Raw genomic sequence first — 19,455 nt, forward strand, 5'->3', positions numbered from 1 at the left:
CCCTCCCCTGCGCAGCGGGGGAGGGTTGGGGTGGGGGCAAGACTGTCCAAAATCGACGCTTTGGGGTGTTCCGCATTTCGACTTCGAAAGCGCTCAAGGGTTGTGGGATTTCTTAACATCTGCAACCTAAAGGCGCTTTCGATTTCGAAAGTGGTTACTCCTCCAGCAGATCGTCGATGCGCATCCGCAGGTCCCGCAGCAGCTCCCGATGCTCCTTCTGCATCGCATTGCTGACCGCGTCGATGGCCTTCAGCTCCTTCTCGATGCGGTTGATCGAGCGGCCGAGCACACGCATCGGCTCCACCGAGCCCGGCGCCTTGGACGCCCGCGCCGCGCGCACCGACTGCACCGTCAGCCCGCCGGTGCGCGCCGACTGCCACAGCCGCCGCACCTCCCCTTCGTCGCCGACGAAGGCCAGCTCGACCAAGGCGGAACGGGACACCGCGTCGGGGTTCTCCCGATACTCGCGGAGGATGTCGGTGGGCAGATCCAGAACCTTCAGCCGCTTCGACACCTCGGCCTCCGAGCAGCCGAGCACCGCGGCGACCTCCGCCTGGGCGTAGCCGTGGCTGTCGATGAGCTGGGTCAGGCCGCGGGCCAGATCGATGGCGTCCAGGTCCACGCGCTGGACGTTCTCGATCAGCGCGATCTCCTCCGCCTTGCCCTTGGTGATGATGGCGGCGATGGTCGGGCGGCCGAGCATCTGGTGGGCGCGCAGGCGGCGCTCCCCGGCCACGAGGCGATAGACGCCCTTCTCCGCCGTCTCCTGCACCAGCACCGGCTGCTGCAGCCCGTGGCGCTCGATGGAGGCGGCCAGCGAGGCGAGCGCCGTTTCGTCGAAGACGGTGCGCGGCTGATTGGGGTCGGTGCGGATAGCGGCGACGTCGACCTCGATCAGCCGGGGCAGGGCACCGGTCAGCCCGAACAGCCGGTCGGTCTCCGGAGCCGGGGCGGTGTTCTTCGCTTGCAGGACCGTGGCGGCGGTCTGGCGGGTCAGCTTCTTAGGCGGCATCGGACGACTCCCGGATGCGTCCGGTGGCCTTCAGCAGGGCACCGGCGATGGCGGCGTAGCTTTCCACGCCCGGCGCGCCGATGTCGGCGTCCAGCGTGATGACGTTGGCCCCGGCGGCCTGCGCGTAGATCGTCGCGCGCGGCACCGGCGGGAAAACCCGGTAATCCTCGCCCCACAGCCGGCCGATGTCGTCCAGCGAGGAGCGGTCCTGGGTCTGGCGGGGATTGAGCATGGTCGGCAGCACGCCCAGCACCCGCAGGTTCGGGTTCAGCCGTCGCTGGATCTTCGTCACCGTGTCCAGGAAGGCGTTCACGCCGAGGATGGCGTGCGGCTCCGCCTGACAGGGGATCAGCACATAGTCCGCCGCGGTCAGCGCGTTGATGGTGACCGCCCCCAGGTTCGGCGCGCAGTCGATCAGGATGAAATCATAGTCGCCCCGCACCGCGTCCAGCATTTCCGCCATGGCGGTCTGGGCGTTGGTCAGGTTGCCGGGCAGTTCGGTGTCGGCGCTGGCGAGCGCGATGCTCGAGGGCACGACGTCCAGCCCCTCGACGTTGGTCGGGCGGATGACCTCGGCCAGCTTCGCCTTTCCCATCAGCGCGTGGTAGAGCACCCTGCCCTGCTCGGTCAGCGCCACCACGTCGGTTTGCGGCACGCCGACATGGACCGTGGCGTTGCCCTGCGGATCGGCGTCCACCAGCAGCACGCGGTTGCCGGACCGGGCCAGCATGAAGGCGACGTTGATCGAGGTCGCCGTCTTGGCCGTGCCGCCCTTTTGCAGGCCGACGGCGATGGTCGTTCCGGCGCGCGGCGCCTCGGTCGCCGGCTGCTCCAGGGAGAGCAGCAACAGCCGGCCCAGCACGTCGCGGGGCAGGGGCTCGCGCCCCGTTTCCCACTTGCTGAGCCGCTGCTTGTCGTAGCGGCGGCCGGTCAGTTCGTTCACGAACGCGGCCATCTGCGTCTGGGTGAGGCCGCGCCTTTCGCGCAGCAGCTTCAAATCGTCGCCGGTCATTGCCCCCTCGTCGCGCCATTGTGCCGGAGTCGTCCCGGAAGCTATCAAGTCGTCCCAACCCCCGCAATGGGTGTCTACCCGCGTTCCGGAGCAGCCGGCACTGGCGGAACATGGCCTCTCCAGTGCATAACTAAGGCATACGGGGCCGGCGGCGGTTCCGGGGCTATGGGGTTTGCGCGAATGGCGGCGAACTGGTCGGTGCGGCAACTGGTGTGTCAGGCGCATGGCTGCGAACTGGCCGTGTCATGGCGGACCGATGGGCGCTGGACCTGGACCGTGTCGGTGGCCGGGGAGCGCATCGCCGTCGGGATCGCCCAATCGCAGGACGGAGCCCAGGATGCCGCCGCCAACGCGGCGGAACGCCACGCCCGCGCGGATGGCATCATCCAACTGACGATGTTCTGACAGCGGAATCGTCAAAACCCCGCTCGCGGCGTCGAATTGGGCGTATTGCGCCGCAGCATTCGGGTCGATACGGGCGTAGCCCATACAATCCTCAGAAAAAGCGCTTAGCCACAGAGAATAATCCAGTGGGATTTTGCGCGAACCCATCAGGGTTTGTGTGATTTTCCCGTGCGTCTCCTATTGTTTGTGGACGATCGCAAAGACCGTAGGCCGCGCGTGATCTGCCTAGGACCTTCCGCGGAGCTTCGACCTTTGACGATCCGACGGCTCTGGCCTCCGGCCAGGGAAGCGGGACGGGCGGGGTTCCACGTCCGCACCGGTTGTGCCCATTCGACCAACCACGCGAGAGGTTCGACGTGACTTCGCTGGGGAGACGCCAGATTCACACCGACGCATTTGGGGGCGATTGCCTGGACGCTTCACCGGCTGTCGAGATCGACCGTATGGACCGCGGCGGCTGGTACGCCGTCATGAACGGCTTCGACGACGCCAACATCTTCCAGACCTGGGATTTCGGGCGCATCGCCCATCCAGGCCGCGACCTCAGCCACATCGTGCTGCGCCGGGACGGCCAGCCGATCGCCGCGGCGCAGTTGCTGGTCCGCCGGGTGCCGGGCATCGGCGGCATCGCGCTGGTCATGTGGGGACCGCTGTGGCGCCCCAAGGGCCGCCAGGCCGACCCGGAGGCGTTCCTGGCCATCATGGAGGCGATGAAGGCCGAATACAGCGTCCGGCGCGGGCTGTTCCTGCGCGTCCTGCCGCGCGTCGAGGACGGGGCGGGGGAGGGCGCCCACGCGCTGTCCGCCATGGAGTCGCTGGGGATGCGGCACAGCGACGCCAAGGCTCCCTACCGCACCTTCATCATGGACCTGACCCGCGACGAGGCGACGATCCACAAGGACCTGTCGCGCCACTGGCGCCGCGGCCTCGCCAAGGCCGAGGGGGCAGGGCTGGACGTCGTCGAGGGCTCCTCGCCGGAGATCCTCGACGCCATCGACGACCTGTTCATCCAGACGCAGCGCCGCAAGGGCTTCCGCGCCTTCGACAGCCGCACCCTGACGAAGGTCCACCGCGCCCTGCCCGACGGCATGAAGATGCACGCCGTGATGGCCTCCCACAACGGCGAGCCGGTGGCCGGCGTGGTGGTGTCGCTGCTCGGCGACACCGCGCTGATGCAGAATTCGGCCACCGCGGAGGCCGGGCTGCCGCTGAACGCCGCCTTCCTCGTGCACTGGAAGGCGATGCAGTGGGTGAAGGCCAACGGCGGAAAGCGCTACGACCTGCACGGCGTCAACGCCCAGGCCAATCCCGGCGTCCACCTGTTCAAGCGCGGCTTCGCCGGCAAGGGGGAGGAGGAGCGGGTCTTCATCGGCACCTTCGAAGCGCCCGGCCCGATGCTCAGCCGGCTTCTCGTCGAAGGCGGCCAGACGGTGCGCACGCTGGCCGCGACCTGCACCGCGCAGGCGAGCCAGATGATGGCGATGGCCATGAACAAGGGGCCGGCCGAGCGCGCCGACGCCACCACCCCATCCAACCCGGCTTAAAGCGGATTGCAATCCGCTTTGGACCGCGACGGCGCTCCCGGCCGCACATGCGGCCGAAGCCCGCCGGCAAGTGAGGCGATGTGAGTCTAAAGCGAACGGAAGTTCGCTTTAAGCGCCGGACATGCGAAACGCCCGGTCCATGGTCTGGACCGGGCGTTTCGTTCGCGTGTCACCGGGAAAGCGTCATTGGGTGCGTGCGATCACCGGCACGCCGTCCAGATCCTTGGGAAGATCGTCGGGAATGCCCGACGCGAAATTGACCGCGATGGCGTAGTCGTCGGACAGCTTCGTGACTTCGGCGCGGGTCATGCCGGGGTACCCGCTGAGGATCGCCAGATAACGGTCACGGGCGGCTTCGGCAGCCTCTTTCGGCACGGGCATACTGACCTCCCTTTCGTCATAGGATGCCCTAATCATTTATGGTTTGTTGGCCACATAAACAATACCCCGTTGCGACCATTTTCCGCGACGCCCCCGCTCAGAGGCGCTGGGCGAGCCCGTGCAGGTCGCCGACCACCGTCACGTCGGGCGGGAAGGGGTTCGGCAGCCCTTCCGACACCACACCGACGAAGCCCATGCCGGCCTTGCGGGCGGCCTCCAGCTCGGTCAGGGAATCGCCGATGGCGAGCGACCGCGCCGGGTCGTGCCCGCCCTCGGCCACGATGCGCGCGAAGACCTCCGCCTTCACGTTGGGGGAGCCGGTGATGCTGCGGAAATGCCGCTCCAGCCCCTTGGCGCGCACCGTGCCCATCAACACCTCGTGCGGCGTGCCCGAGACGAGGTGGCAGGGCGTGCCGTCCAGCCGGTCCAGCACCGTCTCCGCACCGGCGATCAGCGCGCAGTCGGGAACGCGCGGATCGACGATCTCGGCGTAGCGGCGGGCCAGATCGTCGATCTCCGCCGGGCCGGGGTCGCGCCCGAACATCTCCCGCTCCAGGATCGCCAGCATCTTGAAGCGGCTGAGGCCACCGTTGCGCCAGATCGTCCGGCGCATCCGCTCCTCCGTCTCCGCATCGTCGATGCCGTAGAGGATGGCGAAGCCGCCGTTCTTGGTGGGCACGGAGTCGATGATGACGCCGTCGAAATCGAAGATCACGACCTCCGGGTCCAGCCGGTCGGGTGTCTGAAGCATTGCGCCGTCTCGCATCGTTGTGGTGGCCCCGCGCGGAACAGGGGCGGGTGCCGGAAAAGGCGTCGGGGGATCGTACAGGAAATCCCCCGGGCCTCAACGGTTCGGGCGGAAGAAAAGGCCTTTTGGAAAAGCTGTCCCACAGTGTGGCGCAGGCCACAGCGGGGGAGGGCGGCCGGGCGTAGTGTCTGGTCATCGGACAGGCCGGGCCCCGACGCAGACGGAACCGGCAGACAAATCCCCCCAGAAGCCAACTCCCCAGACACCGGAAGGAAACCACACCATGCGCCGCACCACCCTGATCGCCGCCGCCGTCGCCGTCCTGTGCTCCGCCCCGGCCTTCGCCGGCGACCTGATGACCGGCGGCATCCCGCTCAGCAACGCCAGCAACCTGGGCGTCATCTCCAACACCGCCGCGGGCATCCAGAACAAGGCGCAGCAGCAGGTGATGGGCGTCCAGGCGGGCGGCGGGCTGGCCGGGCCGTTCGGCACCGCCTCCAACCTGGGCAACGTCTCCAACCTCGCCGCCGGCGTCGGCAACACCGCCAAGCAGCAGGTCTTCGGCATGCAGGCGGGCGGCGGGATGGGCGGCGGGGTGAAGGCGCCCTTCGCCCTGGGCGGCTTCAACAGCAACGCCGGCACCGTCAGCAACAGCGCGGTCGGCATCGGCAACACCGCCCAGCAGCAGGTCAAGGCCATGCAGTTCGGCGCGCCGGGCGCCCTGTTCAACCAGAACCTCGGCACCGTCTCCAACCTCGCCGCCGGCATCGGCAACAAGGCGCAGCAGCAGGTCACCGGCATCCAGAAGTAAGGCTCCCCCGCTTCGCGTCCGTCCCTCCCCGAACCTCGCGGCCGGCAGACCTCTGCCGGCCGTCTTTTTTGCCAGCCGTCTTTTTGCGGGACGCAGGAAACGGGTGGCCCTCCTTCGCGGCATCCGCGACGATCCCGGAAGCAGGACCTGGAGGACACCATGGACGAGGACGCGATGTGGAGCGCGGTGACGCGCCGGGACCGGGACGGTGACGGGCGCTTCGTCTACGCGGTGCGCACCACCGGCGTCTATTGCCGGCCATCCTGTCCATCGCGACGGGCCAAGCGAGAAAACGTCGCGTTCCACCCCGATGCTGCGGCGGCGGAGGCGGCGGGCTTCCGCCCCTGCAAGCGCTGCCGCCCCAACGCGCCGCCCTCCACGCTCACATGATTCCCAGCAGCCGGATCAGCCCCAGGCCAATGGCACCGAGCGCCGCCAGCGACAGCACCACCGCCGCGGTGACGCGCAGCCCCGCCCGCGACAGCATCCGCACATCCACCCCGAGCCCCAGCGCGGCCATCGACAGCACCGTCAGGACGCCCGCCGCGGTCTGGCTGGCCGCCAGGGCCGCGTCCGGGATCACTCCCGCCGCCCGCAGCCCGGCCAGCGCCAGAAAGCCCAGGATGAACCAGGGCACCAGCCGGCGCAGGGGCGGGCGAGTCTTGGCGCCCCCTTCCTGAGCCGCCCCCTCCGGCTTCGCCATCAGGGCCAGCGCCACCACCACCGGCCCCAGCATCAGCACGCGCAGCAGCTTCACCAGGGTTCCGACCTGGACGCTCAGCGCGCCGACCGGCGCCGTCGCCGCCAGGATCTGCGGCACCGCGTAGACGGTCAGCCCGGCAAAGACGCCGTACTGCATGGGGCTGAGCCCGAGCAGCGGCACCAGAAGCGGCAGGCCGAGCACCACCAGAACCCCCAGGACTGCCGTGAAGGCGATGGCCGCGGCCACGTCGTCGCCGTGCGCCCCGATCACCGGGGCCGTCGCCGCGATGGCCGAGTTGCCGCAGATGGAGTTGCCGCAGGCGACCAGCACCGCCATGCGCGGCGGCAATCCCAGCAGGCGTCCGATGCCGTAGCTGACCGCCAGGGCGAGGGCGACCACCCCGGCAATCCCCACCACCAGCCCCGGGCCGGCGGCCAGGATCGTTTCCGGGTCGATGGAGGCGCCGAGCAGCAGCACCGCGACCTCCAGCAGCGTCTTGGCGCTGAAGTCCGTTCCCGCCTTCCAGCGCCGTCCCGGCGCCCAGACGCTGCGCAGGGCCACACCGATCAGGATCGCCAGGACCAGCGCCTCCAGCCAAGCTTGTCCGAAGACCCGCAGTTCCAGGCTTTGCAGGGCCAGCGCCGCGCCGCTCACGCCGGAGCAGAGCAGAAGTCCCGGCGACAGGGTGCGCAGGGTGTCGCGGAGCGATGAAAGAGCGTGGTTCGGCATGGCGTCCTCGAATTCCGATGCCGGGACGCTGCGCCCTCTGGACCGTTCGTTCCAACGGATTATAGTGGACGAAACGTTCGATAAAACCGAACGGTTGAAAGGGCTGGGACCGGATGACTCTCGAACAGCTCCGCATCTTCGTGGCGGTCGCCACGCAGCAGCATGTGACGCGGGCCGCCGCCTCCCTGAATCTGACGCAGTCCGCGGTCAGCGCCGCCGTCTCCAGCCTGGAGGCGCGGCACGCCGTCCGCCTGTTCGACCGGGTGGGCCGACGCATCGAGCTGACGGAGGCCGGGCGCCTGTTCCTGAACGAGGCCGTCGCGGTGCTCGCCCGCGCCGAGGCGGCGGAGCGCATGCTGGCCGATCTGTCGGCGCTGAAGCGCGGGCGCATCGCCATCCACGCCAGCCAGACCATCACCGGCTATTGGCTGCCCGAACGGCTCGTGGGGTTCCACCGGCGCCATCCGGACGTCGACGTCGCGGTGAAGGCCGCCAACACCGCCCAGGTCGCCAAGGCCGTGCTGGACGGCGCCGCCGATCTGGGGTTGGTGGAAGGGGAGGTGACGGACCCGCTGCTCGACCAGGACCGGCTGCCCGGCGACCGTCTGCTGCTGGTGGTGGGCAACGGTCACCCCTGGCGCGGGCGGACCGATCTGCCGGCGGCGGACCTGCACCGTTCCCCCTGGGTCCTGCGCGAGGCCGGGTCGGGCACCCGCTCCGAGTTCGAGGAGGCGCTGCGCGGGCAGGGGAGGGCGCCGGAGGATTTGCCGGTGACGCTGGAACTGCCGTCGAACGAGGCGGTGCTGTCGGCGGTCATGGCCGGGGCGGGGGCCACCGCCCTGTCGGATCTGGTGGCGCGCGGCGCTCTGGCGGCGGGGCATCTGCACCGCGTTCCCTTCCCCTTGCCCGAACGTCCCTTCCGCCTGCTGCGCCACCGCGAGCGCGGGTTGAGCCACGCCGCCCGGACCTTTCGGGATCTTCTGCTGGATGAATAGGGGAGGGGAGAGTCAGACCACCTCGTCGAACTCGACCCTGGGAATGTCGATCCAGCTCTCCGGCTCGCCGGCGTCCTTGCGCCAGAAGATCACCGGCAGGTCGGCGTTCAGCACGCGGGCGATCGAGGCGCCGCGCGCCGTCATCAGCTCCTTGTACTCCGCGGCCTCGACGATGCGCACGCCGTAGCCGGGAATGCGGTCGGCCTGGAGCACGGGGCCGAGCGCGTTCTTGAACTTGCGCAGGTCGTTGTCGGAGCCGACCCGCTTGCGCAGCGGCTCCAGCGCCATCCAGAAGGCGTTGCCATGGCCCAGATGGGCGCGGGCGATCTCGTAGAGCCGCTTCTCGATGGGCTTCAGCGCGAAGTAGTCTTCCGAATAGGTCAGCAGGTTGTTGCCCAGCGCCGCCCGCACCACCCAGTTCGACAGCACCAGGGTCAGGCCGCGCACCTGCCGCTCGCCGTCCTTCTTGCCGCGGCGGTAGAGCAGCTTGTAGTCGGAGATCCAGGAGAAGGCGCCGCTCTCGCCCTCGCCCCCGGTCTCCAGGTTGGTCTTGATCTGCGTGCCCTGGAGCCGCTCCAGCGCCCCTTCGATCTTGTCGTAGGCGCTGCCCCCGGCGGTCTTACCGACGATGCGCTGGAGATCGCTGGTGGTGAAGTGGAGCTTCCCCACCTCCGGCCCCATCTTGCCCTCGGCCATCTTCTCGCGCAGCAGCGAGACGGCGTAGATCAGCACCGACTTGTCCCAGATCGTCGCAACGCCGACGTCGCGCGGGGCGCGCACCTCGATCTTCACCTTGCCGTCGTCGTAGGTGGGAAGGCTTTCCACCTTGTCCTTGGACAGGCCGAACAGCGAATAGGCCATCAGGGCCCGGTCGTTGTTCACGTCGCCGCGCAGCGGCGAATCCAGCCGCAGCGCCAGCTGGACCGGACGGTCCAGCAGTTCGGCGTTTTCCTTGTCGGTCTTGTGGTCGTCCATGCACCCAGTCTCCCCGGCCGCGCCGCTGGCGGTTACGGTCATGATTCCCGATACGCCCCCCATGTTCCACGACGCAGGCGCAAACGTCGCCATTCTGCCGAAAGATTCCTCACCGGGCGGAAAGGACGCTGTGACCGTACGGGTGAATGTCGCCGTTCTGCCAGTTCCCCCCGACGCCGTGCCCCGCTGGAGGACTTCCCTGCCGAAAGCGTCCGCGTTCTGACGGTCCGGACTCCCGGCACGCCGGAAGATGGCGCTGAAAGGCTTGGATTCCCTGACTCTTTCCCGACTCCCGAGGGTCCAAAGGCCGTCGCGGGAGGAGCACATTGGCAGAACGGCGACACTCGGTTGCGCGAGTCGGAGTCCGATTCTCGGCCGATTCCCGGAGTCACCGAGGGGCCACAGCCCAGATTATTCGGCAGAACGGCGACATCTGGCGGACTCCGACGCTCCGCCGCGTCCCTCCGTGCGCCGGAATCTTTCGGCAGAACGGCGACGTTTTCCGCCCGGTTTCTCGGCAGAACGGCGACACCCAACCATGGCCCGCCACCGCTCCGCAGGGCTCAACACCTTGATTCCACTGACTCCGTGCCCCCGCATCGGCGCAACCGGAGCGATTCCGACGCACGCATTTGAATCGTGGACAGCCCGTTGGGGCCACGACAACATCTTGCGTAACGGGCTCATCAAAGCCCGAACCGATAGCTTTTGGATCACGGTTTTCGGGCCAGGGTCTTGGCCTGCGGTCCTGAACAGCCGCGACACGCCGAAGGAGGCAACGATGACGTAACGGAGGACACGACCTCCGGAAACACAAAGGGCACAGGTTTGGCGACCTGTGCCCTCGTGCACACCGAAGTGTCGAAAACCGATGGAAGACCGGGAGAACCGGACCCCGCATCAGCGGTTTGGCGACTTCATGATGCCAGGGTAGGTCCGGAAAACCAAGTGGAATCGCGGATTCCACTGACGCTCCCGCTTTGTCTTCCGCCGGGATCGAAGCGCTGGATCATGGGAAGACAATGACCCCGTACACCACCTTGTACCGGCGATGGATCGCTGCGCCCGGCGTGGGAGCCGCGGAAGTCGCGGTGCTCTCCGGCCTCTACGCGCGTGCGGACGCCGCCGGTGTCTGCGCCGGTCTGGTCCAGGACGAGCTGGCCGCCGAACTCGGCAAGAGCCGTCCCTGGCTGTCCGCCGTGCTGACGAAGCTGCAGGCGCCGGACCTGTCCCTGGTGGAAGCCCGCCGCGAACGCGGCTTCCGCGGGATGGTCTATGCGTTGGTGGGCGCGCAGGACACCGACTCTTCCGGTCGGCCCGCCGACACCACCGGTCAGCCGGCTGACGGACTCCTAAGGACTGGGAATCCCCTGAATCCTGATTCTCAAAACTCCTCCTCCTTCCGGGCGGGGGGATCGGTTGGGTCTTCGGGCATCAAGAACCGGGATGCCCTGGCCGAGGACTGGCAGCCGGACGCCGCCGATCTGGCCTGGGCCGCGGAGAACCGCCCGGAGGTCGATCCCGCCACGGTGACCCGCAAGTTCGTGTCCTGGTGCCGCAAGGCCAACGCCCGCAACGGCTACAGCCCCGCCGACCCGTCCGGAGCCTGGCGCAAATGGGTGGCCCGCGAGCTGGTCGCGCCCGCCGCGGCGCCAGCCGGCGAAACGCCCGAAAGCACCGTCGTCCCCTTCGCAACCGCCTCCCGCCGCCCCTCCAACCGGAGCGACCAGAATGACCGCCAACCTTCCGAGCCTTCCCGTCAGCGCCACCCCGCCGACGCCGGACATGGCGTGGCTGCCCGCAACGCCGGCGTCCTCTCTGCCCTGCGCGATCGCCTCGCTCGCCCGGCTTGAGCGCGCCGACCTGCGCTTCGAGATCGCGGACCGCGCGCCGGAGGAGATCGCGGCGCTGGCCGAACGCGTGGAGGCCGCCCTTGAGACCGCCTGCCCGGCCATCGGCGTGGAGAATGTGCTGACCGGCATCGAGAAGCTGGCGGCCCGCTTCGGCCTGGAGCTTCCGGACGCCGATGTGCTGGAGGCCGACATTCTCGAGATGGCCGGTTGGCCCGCCGAAGACTGGATCGCCGGTTTCCGCGGCGTCTGGTCCTCCTTCCGCTCCGGCTTCCGGCGTTTTCCTACGGTGGGCGACTTCCGCGCCGCCGCCGGTCAGGCTTCCCGGAGCGATGGAACGGCGTCCCTGCGCCGGCTGGCCATGGCCCTGCGCCAGGAACAGCAGATCCGCGCCCGCGAGATCGCCCATCGCCGCCGCCAGAAGGACAGGGAGGCTGAGATGGCCGACCGCCAGCGGGCCGCCGCCCTGGTCCTCCCGGTGACGCAGGCGGTTGCGGTCTCCGACACGCCGGATGACCCCCAAGAGGACTTGGCTCCCGCGCACCCCTTGTCCCCACAAAACGTGTCCCAAAAGAATCCGGCGATGCCCAAAAGCTTCCCAAGGGATCGCTTGGTCAATTTCATTCATACCAGGGTATGTGAAGGGCAGGGATCCGCATTTTCCAATAAGAGACCGCGTATGAAAAGTTCAGCACGAGAACCCGTGCGGCTTCATGACTGTGGGGCCGGCTGGGGGAATGGAACTGAGGCTTGGCAGACCCTTCATTACTCCAAGAGGGTAATGCCTATATAAACAGGCCCATTCGATCGTTTCAGATTCCGGTGGCGAACCACGAAAGGGCGGAGCAAGATATGATAATCCGTTCGTGCCCCCAACCTTTCGGATTGTCCATCCATGCCGCTGAAGACGGTGTCCCGTCAGCAACCGATGACTCTGCGCGGGTACCTGCTGAGGCTTGTCCTTGTGACGCTGGTGCCGATGCTCCTGCTCGGCGGTATGCTCATCGGCTGGCTGGTGCACCAGCAGCGTGAGGCCGTGGACAACAATATGACCGACACGGCGGAGGCGCTGGCCCTGGTCGTGGACCGGGAGTTGGGGGCGACCATCGAGGCGCTGCGGGGGCTGTCCCGCACGGACGCTCTGGCCGACGACGATCCCGCCGGCTTCTATGAACGGGCGACGCTGGCTCTGACCCAGCATCCGTCCTGGACCAACCTCGCGCTGATCGAGCCGTCTGGGCGGCAGATCGTCAACACAGCGGTCCGGCTCGGCCAGACCCTGCCGGACGTGCCCCAGCGCGACGCCTTGCAGCGGCTGACCGTGACCCGCGAGCCGGTGGTGTCCGATCTGGTCGTCGCAACGGCGGCGGAACGGCCGACGATCGCCGTGATGGTGCCGGTGCTGCGCGACGGCCGCCTGCGCTACGTCTTGTCCGCGGTGGTCGACCCGCGGACCTGGAGCACTCTGCTGGAGGGGTTCGAGACGCGGTCCGGACTGATCGCCGCGATCATCGACGGGGAGAACCGCATCGCCGCCCGCTCGCGCGAGCATGCGGCGTATCTTGGTCGGGCGGTGCCGGGCTGGTTCCTGGCGGTGCGCGGGACGGCCGAGACCGGCAACTACCGCGGCGCCACGCTGGACGGGGTGGAGATCATCGGCGCCTTCCGCCGCACGCAGCTTGCCGATTGGACCCTGGTCGCCGCGACGCCGACAGAGGCCGTGCTCACCCCATTGAACCGCACGGTGATGCTGGCGTTGGGCCTGGGCCTGGGGCTGCTGGGCGTGTCGCTGGCCTCGGCGGCGGTCTTCGCACGGCGGCTCGCCCATCCCGTCCGCGAACTGGCCGCCCATGGCAGCGGCCTGATGGAGGGGCAGGCCATCCGCTACGACAGCGGCGTGCCGGTGCGCGAGATCGACGAACTGCACCGCGTCCTGGCCGAGGCCAGCGCCGCGCTGGTCGGCGCCAGCGAATCCGCCGCCCATGCGGAAGCGCGCTACCGCTCCATCGTCGACACGGCGGTCGACGCCATCGTGGTCATCGACCGCGCCGGCACCCTGCACAGCTTCAACCGCGCCGCCGAACGCATCTTCGGCTACGCCGCGGAGGAGGTGATCGGCCGCAACGTCAGCATGCTGATGCCCGATCCCGACCGCAGCGCCCATGACGGCTATCTGGAGCGCTATCACCGCACGGGAGAGCGGCGCATCATCGGCATCGGGCGCGAGGTGACCGGCCAGCGCAAGGACGGGTCGGTGTTCCCGCTGGAACTGTCGGTCGCCGAGTGGAAGGCCGACGGCGAGGTGCGCTTCACCGGCATCGTGCGCGACATCACCGCCCGCCGGACGGCGGCCGAAGCGTTGCTCGCCGCCAAGGAGGCGGCCGAGCAGGCGATGGAGCGCGCCCTGACCGCGGCGGACGAGGCCCGGCGGGAGAAGACCCGCGCCGAGAAGGCGGAGCGGGCGAAGACCCAGTTCCTGGCGGCGGCCAGCCACGACCTGCGCCAGCCCGTGCAGTCACTCTATTTCTTCGCGCAGGTGCTGGGCGACAAGCTGCACGGCCATCCCGGCCACGAGCTGGTGGCCAGCATGGGTCATTCGCTGGACGCGCTGAAGCTCCTGCTCGACGGCCTGCTCGACGTGTCGCGGCTCGACGCCGGGGCGGTGGAGCCCAGCGTCACCGAATGCGCGGTGGGGCCTCTGCTCGACCGGCTGGCCGCGGAGTACGGGCCGCAGGCGGAAGGGCAGGGGCTGCGGCTGCGGGTCGTGCCGACCTCGCTGTGGGCGCGCACCGACCCGATGCTGTTGGAGCGCATCCTGCGCAACCTGATCGAGAACGCGCTGCGCTACACCGAGCGGGGCGGCGTCGTTGTCGGCTGCCGGCGCCGCGCCGGCGCGCTGCGGATCGAGGTGGCCGACAGCGGCGTCGGCGTGCCGGAGGATCTGCAGCAGGCCGTCTTCGAGGAGTTCTTCCAGATCGGCAACCAGGAGCGCGACCGCGCCAAGGGCCTGGGTCTCGGCCTCGCCATCGTGAAGAGGCTGGCCGGGCTGCTCGGCCACACGGTCGTCCTGCGCTCGCGGCCCGGACGGGGCAGCGTCTTCTCGGTGGAGCTTCCCTCCGTGCGCGCCCGCGCCGTCCTGCGCCGCAACGCGCCCGACCGCGCCAACGACGACGCGCAGGGGCTGGTGGTGGTCATCGACGACGAGGCCATCGTGCTGCTCAGCCTGCGCACGCTGCTGGAGCAGTGGGGCTACGAGGTGGTGGCCGCCGTGTCGGCGGAAGAGGCGGTGGACGTCCTGCACGGGCTGGGCCGACTGCCGGACCTCATCATCGCCGATTACCGCCTGCGCGAGGGGCGGACGGGGGTGGAGGCGATCCGCGACATCCACGGCGTCTGCGGCGTGCGCATCCCCGCCGTGGTGCTGACCGGCGACACCGCGCCCGAGCGCATCACCGAAATCCGCGGCGCCGGTTTCCGCCTCGTCCACAAGCCGATCACCCCGCACATCCTGCGCGAACTGCTGAAGCCCGCGGCCTGACCGGAGGCCATTGGTTTGTGAATGGCCGGTTTGTGAAAGGCCCGGTTTTTGACCCTGGCTGCCCACCGGCCGGATCTTTAGTTTTTCCGCCTCCTTGGGGAAGAGAGAGACGGGACATGAACTGGAGCAAGGGCCTGTGGCGGGGCTGGCTGGCCGCCGCCCTGCTGTGGGGGGCGGCGGTCGCGGCCTTCGCCGCCGCCGATCTGCACGGACGCCACCCGTTCGCCGGTCTTTACGCCTATTCGGACGCGAGGGACGCCTTCCTGCCTCAGCATTACGCCGCCGACGAGGCGGTGGTGGAGGATGGGGTGAGGCGGGGCGTCGTGACGCGGACGGATTTCCCCGACGGCACCACCCTGGCCGCGCCGCCGGACCTCGGCGAGGAGCGTGTGCGGGCGGTCGCCGAGCGTTTCTGGGCGGAGCGCTGGGCGCGCCGGGCGGAGGCTCTGTGGCCCTGGGCCCTGCGCGCCGCCGTGCCGCCGCTGCTGCTTCTGCTGTCCGGCGCCTTCGCGCTGTGGGTTGCCCGGGGGTTCCGCCCCAAAGTGGTTCCGGAAGAGATGGGCGTGGAGACGGCCACCGCGGAGGACGCGCCGAAGGCGGCCTTCAACACGCGCTCCGCCGGCGGGCTGCCGCCGTTCATCCGCTCGCTCGGTCCGGACCCCAAGCGCCGCCGTGTGCTGGGGGCGGGGCGGTGAAGGCGGCGCAAGACAAGCTCCTGCGTCGTTCGGGCGTCCACCGCTCAACATCGCGGTAACCCGCGGCGATGCCCAAGCATCCCCGACGGTCGGCATCCCGAAGGCACAAAGGAACAGGAGCCCCGGCATTGGGTTGATGGTGGCGGAGCGGCGTCCACGGGGCGTGGATGTTCTCCAAGGCTGTGCGTTTGTCCGTCCGTCCAGGCGTTCGGGCCGTTCACCATCACGGCGGCGTGTGGCGCAAGGCGCTGCCAGCGGGCCAAACCAAGAGGAGACCTGGGTGTCGGAGCCGACCAAGACGGACAAGATCCTGACCGGAATTCCAGAATTCGACCTGATCCTGAGGGGCGGATTGCCCCGCGCGCGGCTTCATCTTCTGGAAGGCGCGCCGGGAACCGGCAAGACGACCATCGCGCTCCAGTTTCTTTTGAAGGGCCTGTGCGACGGCAAGCGCGGCCTGTACGTGACCCTGTCGGAAACCGAGACGGAGCTGCGCGCTTCGGCCAAGAGCCACGGCTGGTCGCTCGACGGCATCGGCATCTTCGAACTCGTCCCGCTGGAGGCGCAGCTCGACCGTCAGCAGAGCGTGCTCTACCCGTCCGAGGTCGAACTGGGCGAAACCATGCGCCTGATCACCGAGCGGATCGAGGCCGAGAAGCCCGACCTCGTGGTGATCGATTCCCTGTCCGAACTGCGCCTGCTCGCCCAGGACCAGCTCCGCTACCGGCGGCAGATCCTGGCGCTGAAGCAGTTCCTGCAAGGGCGCCAGTGCACCACGCTGGCGCTGGACGACCTGACCAGCCAGACCGGCTCCATGGAGTTGCACAGCCTGATGCACGGCGTGCTCAGCCTGGAGCAGATCGAGCGCACCTACGGTGCGGCGCGGCGGCGCCTGCGGATCGCCAAGATGCGCGGCTCCGAATACCAGAGCGGCTGGCACGATTTCGCCATCACGCCCGGCAACGTGCTGATCTTCCCGAGCCTGATCGCCGACGAGCACAAGACGGAGTTCGAGCCGAGCGTCGTGTCGAGCAGCCTGAGCGGGCTGGACGAGCTTCTGGGCGGCGGGCTGACGCGCGGCACGACGACGATGCTCGTTGGCCCCTCGGGCGTCGGCAAATCGTCCATCGCCCTGCAATATGTCGCGGCGGCGGTGCGCCGTGGCGAGCACGCCGCTTATTTCTCCTTCGACGAATCCTTCGAAACCCTGGCGCTGCGCAGCACCGCGCTCGGCATCGACATCGAGGAGGCGGTGCGCAAGGGCGAGCTGGGCTGGGAGCGCGCGAATCCCTCGCGCCTGTCGCCGGGAGAGTTCGTCTGGCAGGTCCGCCGCCAAGTGGAGGACCAGAAGGCGCGCATCGTGGTGATCGACAGCCTGAACTCCTACCTCAGCACCATGCCGGAGGAAAAGGCGCTCATCCTCCAGATGCACGAGCTGCTGTCCTATCTGAACAACCAGGGGGTCGTGACCATCCTGATCCTCGCCCAGCAGGGGATCGTCGGCGACATCCAGAACCCCGTGGACCTGTCCTTCATGAGCGACACGGTGGTCCTGCTGCGCTTCTTCGAGGCGGCAGGGGAGGTGCGCAAGGCGATCTCGGTGGTCAAGAAGCGCACCGGCGTTCACGAACTGGCGATCCGCGAATTCCGCCTGTTCCCCGACGGCATGCAGGTCGGCCCGCAGCTTCTCGACTTCCAAGGCGTGCTGACCGGCGTGCCCAGCTACGGCGGGTCGGCGGACCCGTTGTTGCGCGGGCAGAGCGAGACGGGTTGACGGCAGCGCATGGTCGCCCCGATCCTCGTGCTCGCCCCGCATGGCCGGGACGCGGAGGTCATCCGCCTCGTGCTGGACGAGGTCGGCATGACCACGCGGCTCTGCGCCGACCTGCCGGCCCTATGCGACGGCTTGGCAAGGGACGTCACGGCCCTGATCCTCTCCGAAGGCGCGTTGCTGAGGGCGGGGATGGAGCCCCTGATCGCCTGCCTGGAGGCCCAGCCGCCCTGGTCCGACCTGCCCGTTCTGGTGCTGACCGCGCGCGGCAACCGGTCGGCCAGCAAGGCGCGCTGGGTCCAGTTCCAGCGGCTCGGCAACGTCACGCTGCTGGACCCGCCCCTGCACGCCGAGGCCTTGCAGAGCGCGGCGCAGTCCGCGCTGCGGGCCCGCTTGCGCCAATACCGCATACGGACGCTTCTGGCCGACATCGAGCGGGCCAACGACGAGCTGGAAGGCCGTGTGGCGGAGCGCACCCAATCCCTGCAGACCGAGATGCGGGAGCGCCGGAAGGCCGAGGAGGCGTTGCAGCAGGCCCAGAAGATGGAGGCCGTCGGCCAACTCACCGGCGGCATCGCCCACGACTTCAACAACCTGCTGCAGGTCATGCTCGGCAACCTGCATCTGCTGCGGAGCGCGCTGTCCGCCGACGAAGCGCTGCTGCGGCACGTGACCATGGCCGTCACGGCGGGCGACCGCGCCGCGGCGCTCACCCGGCATCTTCTGGCCTTCGCCCGGCGCCAGCCGCTGACGCCCCGCAGCCTGGACCTGAACGCTCTCGTCGCCGCCATGAGTGGCCTGATCCAGCAGTCCGTCGGCGAATCGATCCGGGTGGACACGGCGTTGGCCGACGGGCTCTGGCGGACCTGGGCGGACGCCAACCAGGTCGAAAGCGCCCTGCTCAACCTCGCCATCAACGCGCGCGACGCCATGCCGGACGGCGGGCTCCTGCGCGTCGAGACGAGCAACACCGTTCTGGACGAGACCGTTTCGGACGCGCAGGGGGACATCCTTCCCGGCCGCTACGTCCTGCTCCGCATCACCGACACCGGAAGCGGCATGCCGCCGGACGTGCTGGAGCGGGCGTTCGAACCCTTCTTCACGACGAAGCCGATCGGCCAGGGCAGCGGCCTCGGGCTGAGTCAGCTCTACGGCTTCGCGCGTCAATCGGGCGGGCACGCGGCCATCCGGTCGCAGCCCGGCCAGGGCACAACCGTCAGCCTGTACCTGCCGCAGCATGATGGTGTGGACGGCGCCGACAGCTCGGTCCCCGCTGTGGACGCGCCGTCGCAGGACCCGTCCCGCAACGATGAAACCATCCTGGTGGTCGAGGACGAAGCCCTCGTCCTGATGCTGTGGGTCGAGGCGCTGGAAGGGCAGGGATACCACGTCCTGCAGGCCGCCGAACCCGAGGCGGCGATCCGCATCCTGGAGTCGGATACGGCGATCGACCTTCTGATCACGGACGTCGGGCTGCCCGGAATGACCGGGCGGGATCTGGCGGAGGTCGCGCGGGGCCTCCGTCCGGGGCTGAGGGTGCTGTTCGTGACCGGCTACGCGCATTACGCCGCCCTCGAACCGGACAGCCTGGGGGCGGGCACGCGGATGCTCAGCAAGCCAGTCGGCGTGGACACCCTGCAAAGCACCGTCCGCGCCTTGCTGGATGGGGATTCGGCCTGACGTTGCGGTTTTGAGTGGACGGCGGCAACTCGACAAGCTCCACGCAGATCGCCTACAACCGGTCATCCGTCCTGTGGGTGGAATGGGAACCGGTTTGAACGGGGCAACGTCAGCACGGCCATCGGCCTCCCCCGCCGTTGTGTGGCAGGGGGAAGGGTGAGCGGGCATCGCGAGGAAGGCGCCGCTGCACTTGCGGTGGTTGCGACCCGCTGGCGGTCCAGGCTGGCCGCGGCGCTGGCCGCCGTCCTTCTGCTGATCTTCGTCCAGGTGCCGGGGCAGGCGGTCGCCATGCTGTCCGCCGGTCTGGCGCAGTCCTTCTGGGCGGCGTCCATGTGCGGCCCGGATGGGGCGGCGGACCGGATGCCCGGCACGCCCGACCAGCCGAAGCACGATCTGGAGCATTGCCTGGGCTGCCAGCTCGGCTGCGCGCCGCCGGCGATGCTGACCCCGGCGGATGTCGCCGTTCCGCCGCCGCGCCTGTCCGGGGCGCTGCGCCACCGTCCCCATCCGAACCGCAAATGCCGCCGCCCGCGCGGCCTGCGCCCGAACGCCCGTGCCCCGCCGATGACGCGTCCTGCCACCACCAACTGATCGTTCGATTCATCT

At 69.0% G+C, this 19,455-nt stretch carries 17 protein-coding genes and 1 pseudogene; 12 read left to right on the forward strand and 6 right to left on the reverse strand.

Annotation, left to right across the window (positions count from 1 at the left end; translation table 11 throughout):
- Positions 1-154 precede the first annotated feature (154 nt).
- Both D3869_RS25980 and D3869_RS25985 read right to left on the reverse strand, forming a co-directional pair.
- Positions 155-1,012: a ParB/RepB/Spo0J family partition protein gene (locus tag D3869_RS25980; protein WP_137142668.1), complete on the reverse strand. Its 858-nt coding sequence runs from the start codon at positions 1,010-1,012 to the stop codon at positions 155-157.
- Entirely contained in the window at positions 1,002-2,024 is a 1,023-nt protein-coding gene (locus tag D3869_RS25985; RefSeq protein WP_137142669.1) for an AAA family ATPase, read from the reverse strand. Before D3869_RS25985 ends, D3869_RS25980 begins: the two co-directional genes overlap by 11 nt.
- A gap of 180 nt (positions 2,025-2,204) precedes the next feature.
- Here D3869_RS25985 and D3869_RS25990 point away from each other — a divergent pair, with 180 nt between their 5' ends.
- Entirely contained in the window at positions 2,205-2,429 is a 225-nt protein-coding gene (locus tag D3869_RS25990) for a hypothetical protein (protein WP_137142670.1), read from the forward strand.
- Between the two features lie 443 nt (positions 2,430-2,872).
- Positions 2,873-3,973, forward strand: a complete 1,101-nt coding sequence (locus tag D3869_RS25995) for a lipid II:glycine glycyltransferase FemX (protein WP_247896038.1) — start codon at positions 2,873-2,875, stop codon at positions 3,971-3,973.
- A gap of 183 nt (positions 3,974-4,156) precedes the next feature.
- Here D3869_RS25995 and D3869_RS26000 read toward each other — a convergent pair whose 3' ends face one another.
- Both D3869_RS26000 and D3869_RS26005 read right to left on the reverse strand, forming a co-directional pair.
- Positions 4,157-4,354, reverse strand: coding sequence for a hypothetical protein (locus D3869_RS26000; RefSeq protein ID WP_035683083.1), 198 nt, complete (start codon positions 4,352-4,354; stop codon positions 4,157-4,159).
- Positions 4,355-4,451: 97 nt separating this feature from the next.
- Positions 4,452-5,105, reverse strand: a complete 654-nt coding sequence (locus D3869_RS26005) for an HAD family hydrolase (protein WP_137142672.1) — start codon at positions 5,103-5,105, stop codon at positions 4,452-4,454.
- A 280-nt stretch (positions 5,106-5,385) separates the two neighbouring features.
- Here D3869_RS26005 and D3869_RS26010 point away from each other — a divergent pair, with 280 nt between their 5' ends.
- Positions 5,386-5,913: a hypothetical protein gene (locus D3869_RS26010; protein WP_137142673.1), complete on the forward strand. Its 528-nt coding sequence runs from the start codon at positions 5,386-5,388 to the stop codon at positions 5,911-5,913.
- Positions 5,914-6,072: 159 nt separating this feature from the next.
- Positions 6,073-6,279: pseudogene (locus D3869_RS26015) on the forward strand (Ada metal-binding domain-containing protein); the annotation flags it as partial.
- Positions 6,280-6,295: 16 nt separating this feature from the next.
- On the opposite strand, the gene D3869_RS26020 reads toward D3869_RS26015, so the two are convergent.
- Positions 6,296-7,345, reverse strand: a complete 1,050-nt coding sequence (locus D3869_RS26020; protein WP_137142674.1) for a YeiH family protein — start codon at positions 7,343-7,345, stop codon at positions 6,296-6,298.
- A 113-nt stretch (positions 7,346-7,458) separates the two neighbouring features.
- Between D3869_RS26020 and D3869_RS26025 the strand changes: the two genes are divergently transcribed.
- Positions 7,459-8,340 carry a LysR family transcriptional regulator gene (locus D3869_RS26025; protein WP_137142675.1) on the forward strand — a complete coding sequence of 294 codons (882 nt, stop codon included), beginning with the start codon at positions 7,459-7,461 and terminating at the stop codon, positions 8,338-8,340.
- 12 nt (positions 8,341-8,352) lie between these two features.
- Here D3869_RS26025 and D3869_RS26030 read toward each other — a convergent pair whose 3' ends face one another.
- Positions 8,353-9,315 carry a replication initiator protein A gene (locus tag D3869_RS26030; RefSeq protein WP_137142676.1) on the reverse strand — a complete coding sequence of 321 codons (963 nt, stop codon included), beginning with the start codon at positions 9,313-9,315 and terminating at the stop codon, positions 8,353-8,355.
- Positions 9,316-10,385: 1,070 nt separating this feature from the next.
- On the opposite strand from D3869_RS26030, the gene D3869_RS26040 reads away from it, so the two are divergent.
- The 7 genes from D3869_RS26040 to D3869_RS26065 all read left to right on the forward strand — a co-directional run bounded on the left by D3869_RS26040 (position 10,386) and on the right by D3869_RS26065 (position 19,440).
- Positions 10,386-11,168, forward strand: coding sequence for a hypothetical protein (locus tag D3869_RS26040; protein ID WP_247896039.1), 783 nt, complete (start codon positions 10,386-10,388; stop codon positions 11,166-11,168).
- On the forward strand, positions 11,101-11,958 hold the full coding sequence (locus D3869_RS34160) for a hypothetical protein (protein WP_247896068.1): 858 nt from the start codon (positions 11,101-11,103) through the stop codon (positions 11,956-11,958). The genes D3869_RS26040 and D3869_RS34160 overlap by 68 nt, the downstream gene beginning before the upstream one ends.
- 102 nt (positions 11,959-12,060) lie before the next feature.
- Positions 12,061-14,703, forward strand: coding sequence for a PAS domain S-box protein (locus D3869_RS26045; protein WP_137142679.1), 2,643 nt, complete (start codon positions 12,061-12,063; stop codon positions 14,701-14,703).
- Positions 14,704-14,819: 116 nt separating this feature from the next.
- The gene (locus D3869_RS26050; protein WP_137142680.1) at positions 14,820-15,398 is read left to right on the forward strand and encodes a hypothetical protein; all 579 of its coding nucleotides are present in this window, start codon (positions 14,820-14,822) and stop codon (positions 15,396-15,398) included.
- 280 nt (positions 15,399-15,678) lie between these two features.
- Positions 15,679-17,172, forward strand: a complete 1,494-nt coding sequence (locus D3869_RS26055) for an ATPase domain-containing protein (RefSeq protein WP_137142681.1) — start codon at positions 15,679-15,681, stop codon at positions 17,170-17,172.
- A 9-nt stretch (positions 17,173-17,181) separates the two neighbouring features.
- Positions 17,182-18,849 carry an ATP-binding protein gene (locus D3869_RS26060; RefSeq protein WP_137142682.1) on the forward strand — a complete coding sequence of 556 codons (1,668 nt, stop codon included), beginning with the start codon at positions 17,182-17,184 and terminating at the stop codon, positions 18,847-18,849.
- 156 nt (positions 18,850-19,005) lie between these two features.
- Positions 19,006-19,440 (forward strand): DUF2946 family protein, encoded by a 435-nt coding sequence (locus D3869_RS26065; RefSeq protein ID WP_175426620.1) that lies wholly within the window; start codon positions 19,006-19,008, stop codon positions 19,438-19,440.
- The last annotated feature ends 15 nt before the right edge of the window (positions 19,441-19,455 follow it).

The organism is Azospirillum brasilense (genome assembly GCF_005222205.1).
GTDB classification, from domain to species: Bacteria; Pseudomonadota; Alphaproteobacteria; order Azospirillales; family Azospirillaceae; genus Azospirillum; species Azospirillum brasilense_G.

Bases quoted from the DNA above. Each gene is read 5' to 3' on its own strand.
- D3869_RS25980 (WP_137142668.1), bottom strand. From the start codon at position 1,012: ATGCCGCCTAAGAAGCTGACCCGCCAGACCGCCGCCACGGTCCTGCAA.
- D3869_RS25985 (WP_137142669.1), bottom strand. From the start codon at position 2,024: ATGACCGGCGACGATTTGAAGCTGCTGCGCGAAAGGCGCGGCCTCACC.
- D3869_RS25990 (WP_137142670.1), top strand. From the start codon at position 2,205: ATGGCGGCGAACTGGTCGGTGCGGCAACTGGTGTGTCAGGCGCATGGC.
- D3869_RS25995 (WP_247896038.1), top strand. From the start codon at position 2,873: ATGGACCGCGGCGGCTGGTACGCCGTCATGAACGGCTTCGACGACGCC.
- D3869_RS26000 (WP_035683083.1), bottom strand. From the start codon at position 4,354: ATGCCCGTGCCGAAAGAGGCTGCCGAAGCCGCCCGTGACCGTTATCTG.
- D3869_RS26005 (WP_137142672.1), bottom strand. From the start codon at position 5,105: ATGCTTCAGACACCCGACCGGCTGGACCCGGAGGTCGTGATCTTCGAT.
- D3869_RS26010 (WP_137142673.1), top strand. From the start codon at position 5,386: ATGCGCCGCACCACCCTGATCGCCGCCGCCGTCGCCGTCCTGTGCTCC.
- D3869_RS26020 (WP_137142674.1), bottom strand. From the start codon at position 7,345: ATGCCGAACCACGCTCTTTCATCGCTCCGCGACACCCTGCGCACCCTG.
- D3869_RS26025 (WP_137142675.1), top strand. From the start codon at position 7,459: ATGACTCTCGAACAGCTCCGCATCTTCGTGGCGGTCGCCACGCAGCAG.
- D3869_RS26030 (WP_137142676.1), bottom strand. From the start codon at position 9,315: ATGGACGACCACAAGACCGACAAGGAAAACGCCGAACTGCTGGACCGT.
- D3869_RS34160 (WP_247896068.1), top strand. From the start codon at position 11,101: ATGGCGTGGCTGCCCGCAACGCCGGCGTCCTCTCTGCCCTGCGCGATC.
- D3869_RS26045 (WP_137142679.1), top strand. From the start codon at position 12,061: ATGCCGCTGAAGACGGTGTCCCGTCAGCAACCGATGACTCTGCGCGGG.
- D3869_RS26050 (WP_137142680.1), top strand. From the start codon at position 14,820: ATGAACTGGAGCAAGGGCCTGTGGCGGGGCTGGCTGGCCGCCGCCCTG.
- D3869_RS26060 (WP_137142682.1), top strand. From the start codon at position 17,182: ATGGTCGCCCCGATCCTCGTGCTCGCCCCGCATGGCCGGGACGCGGAG.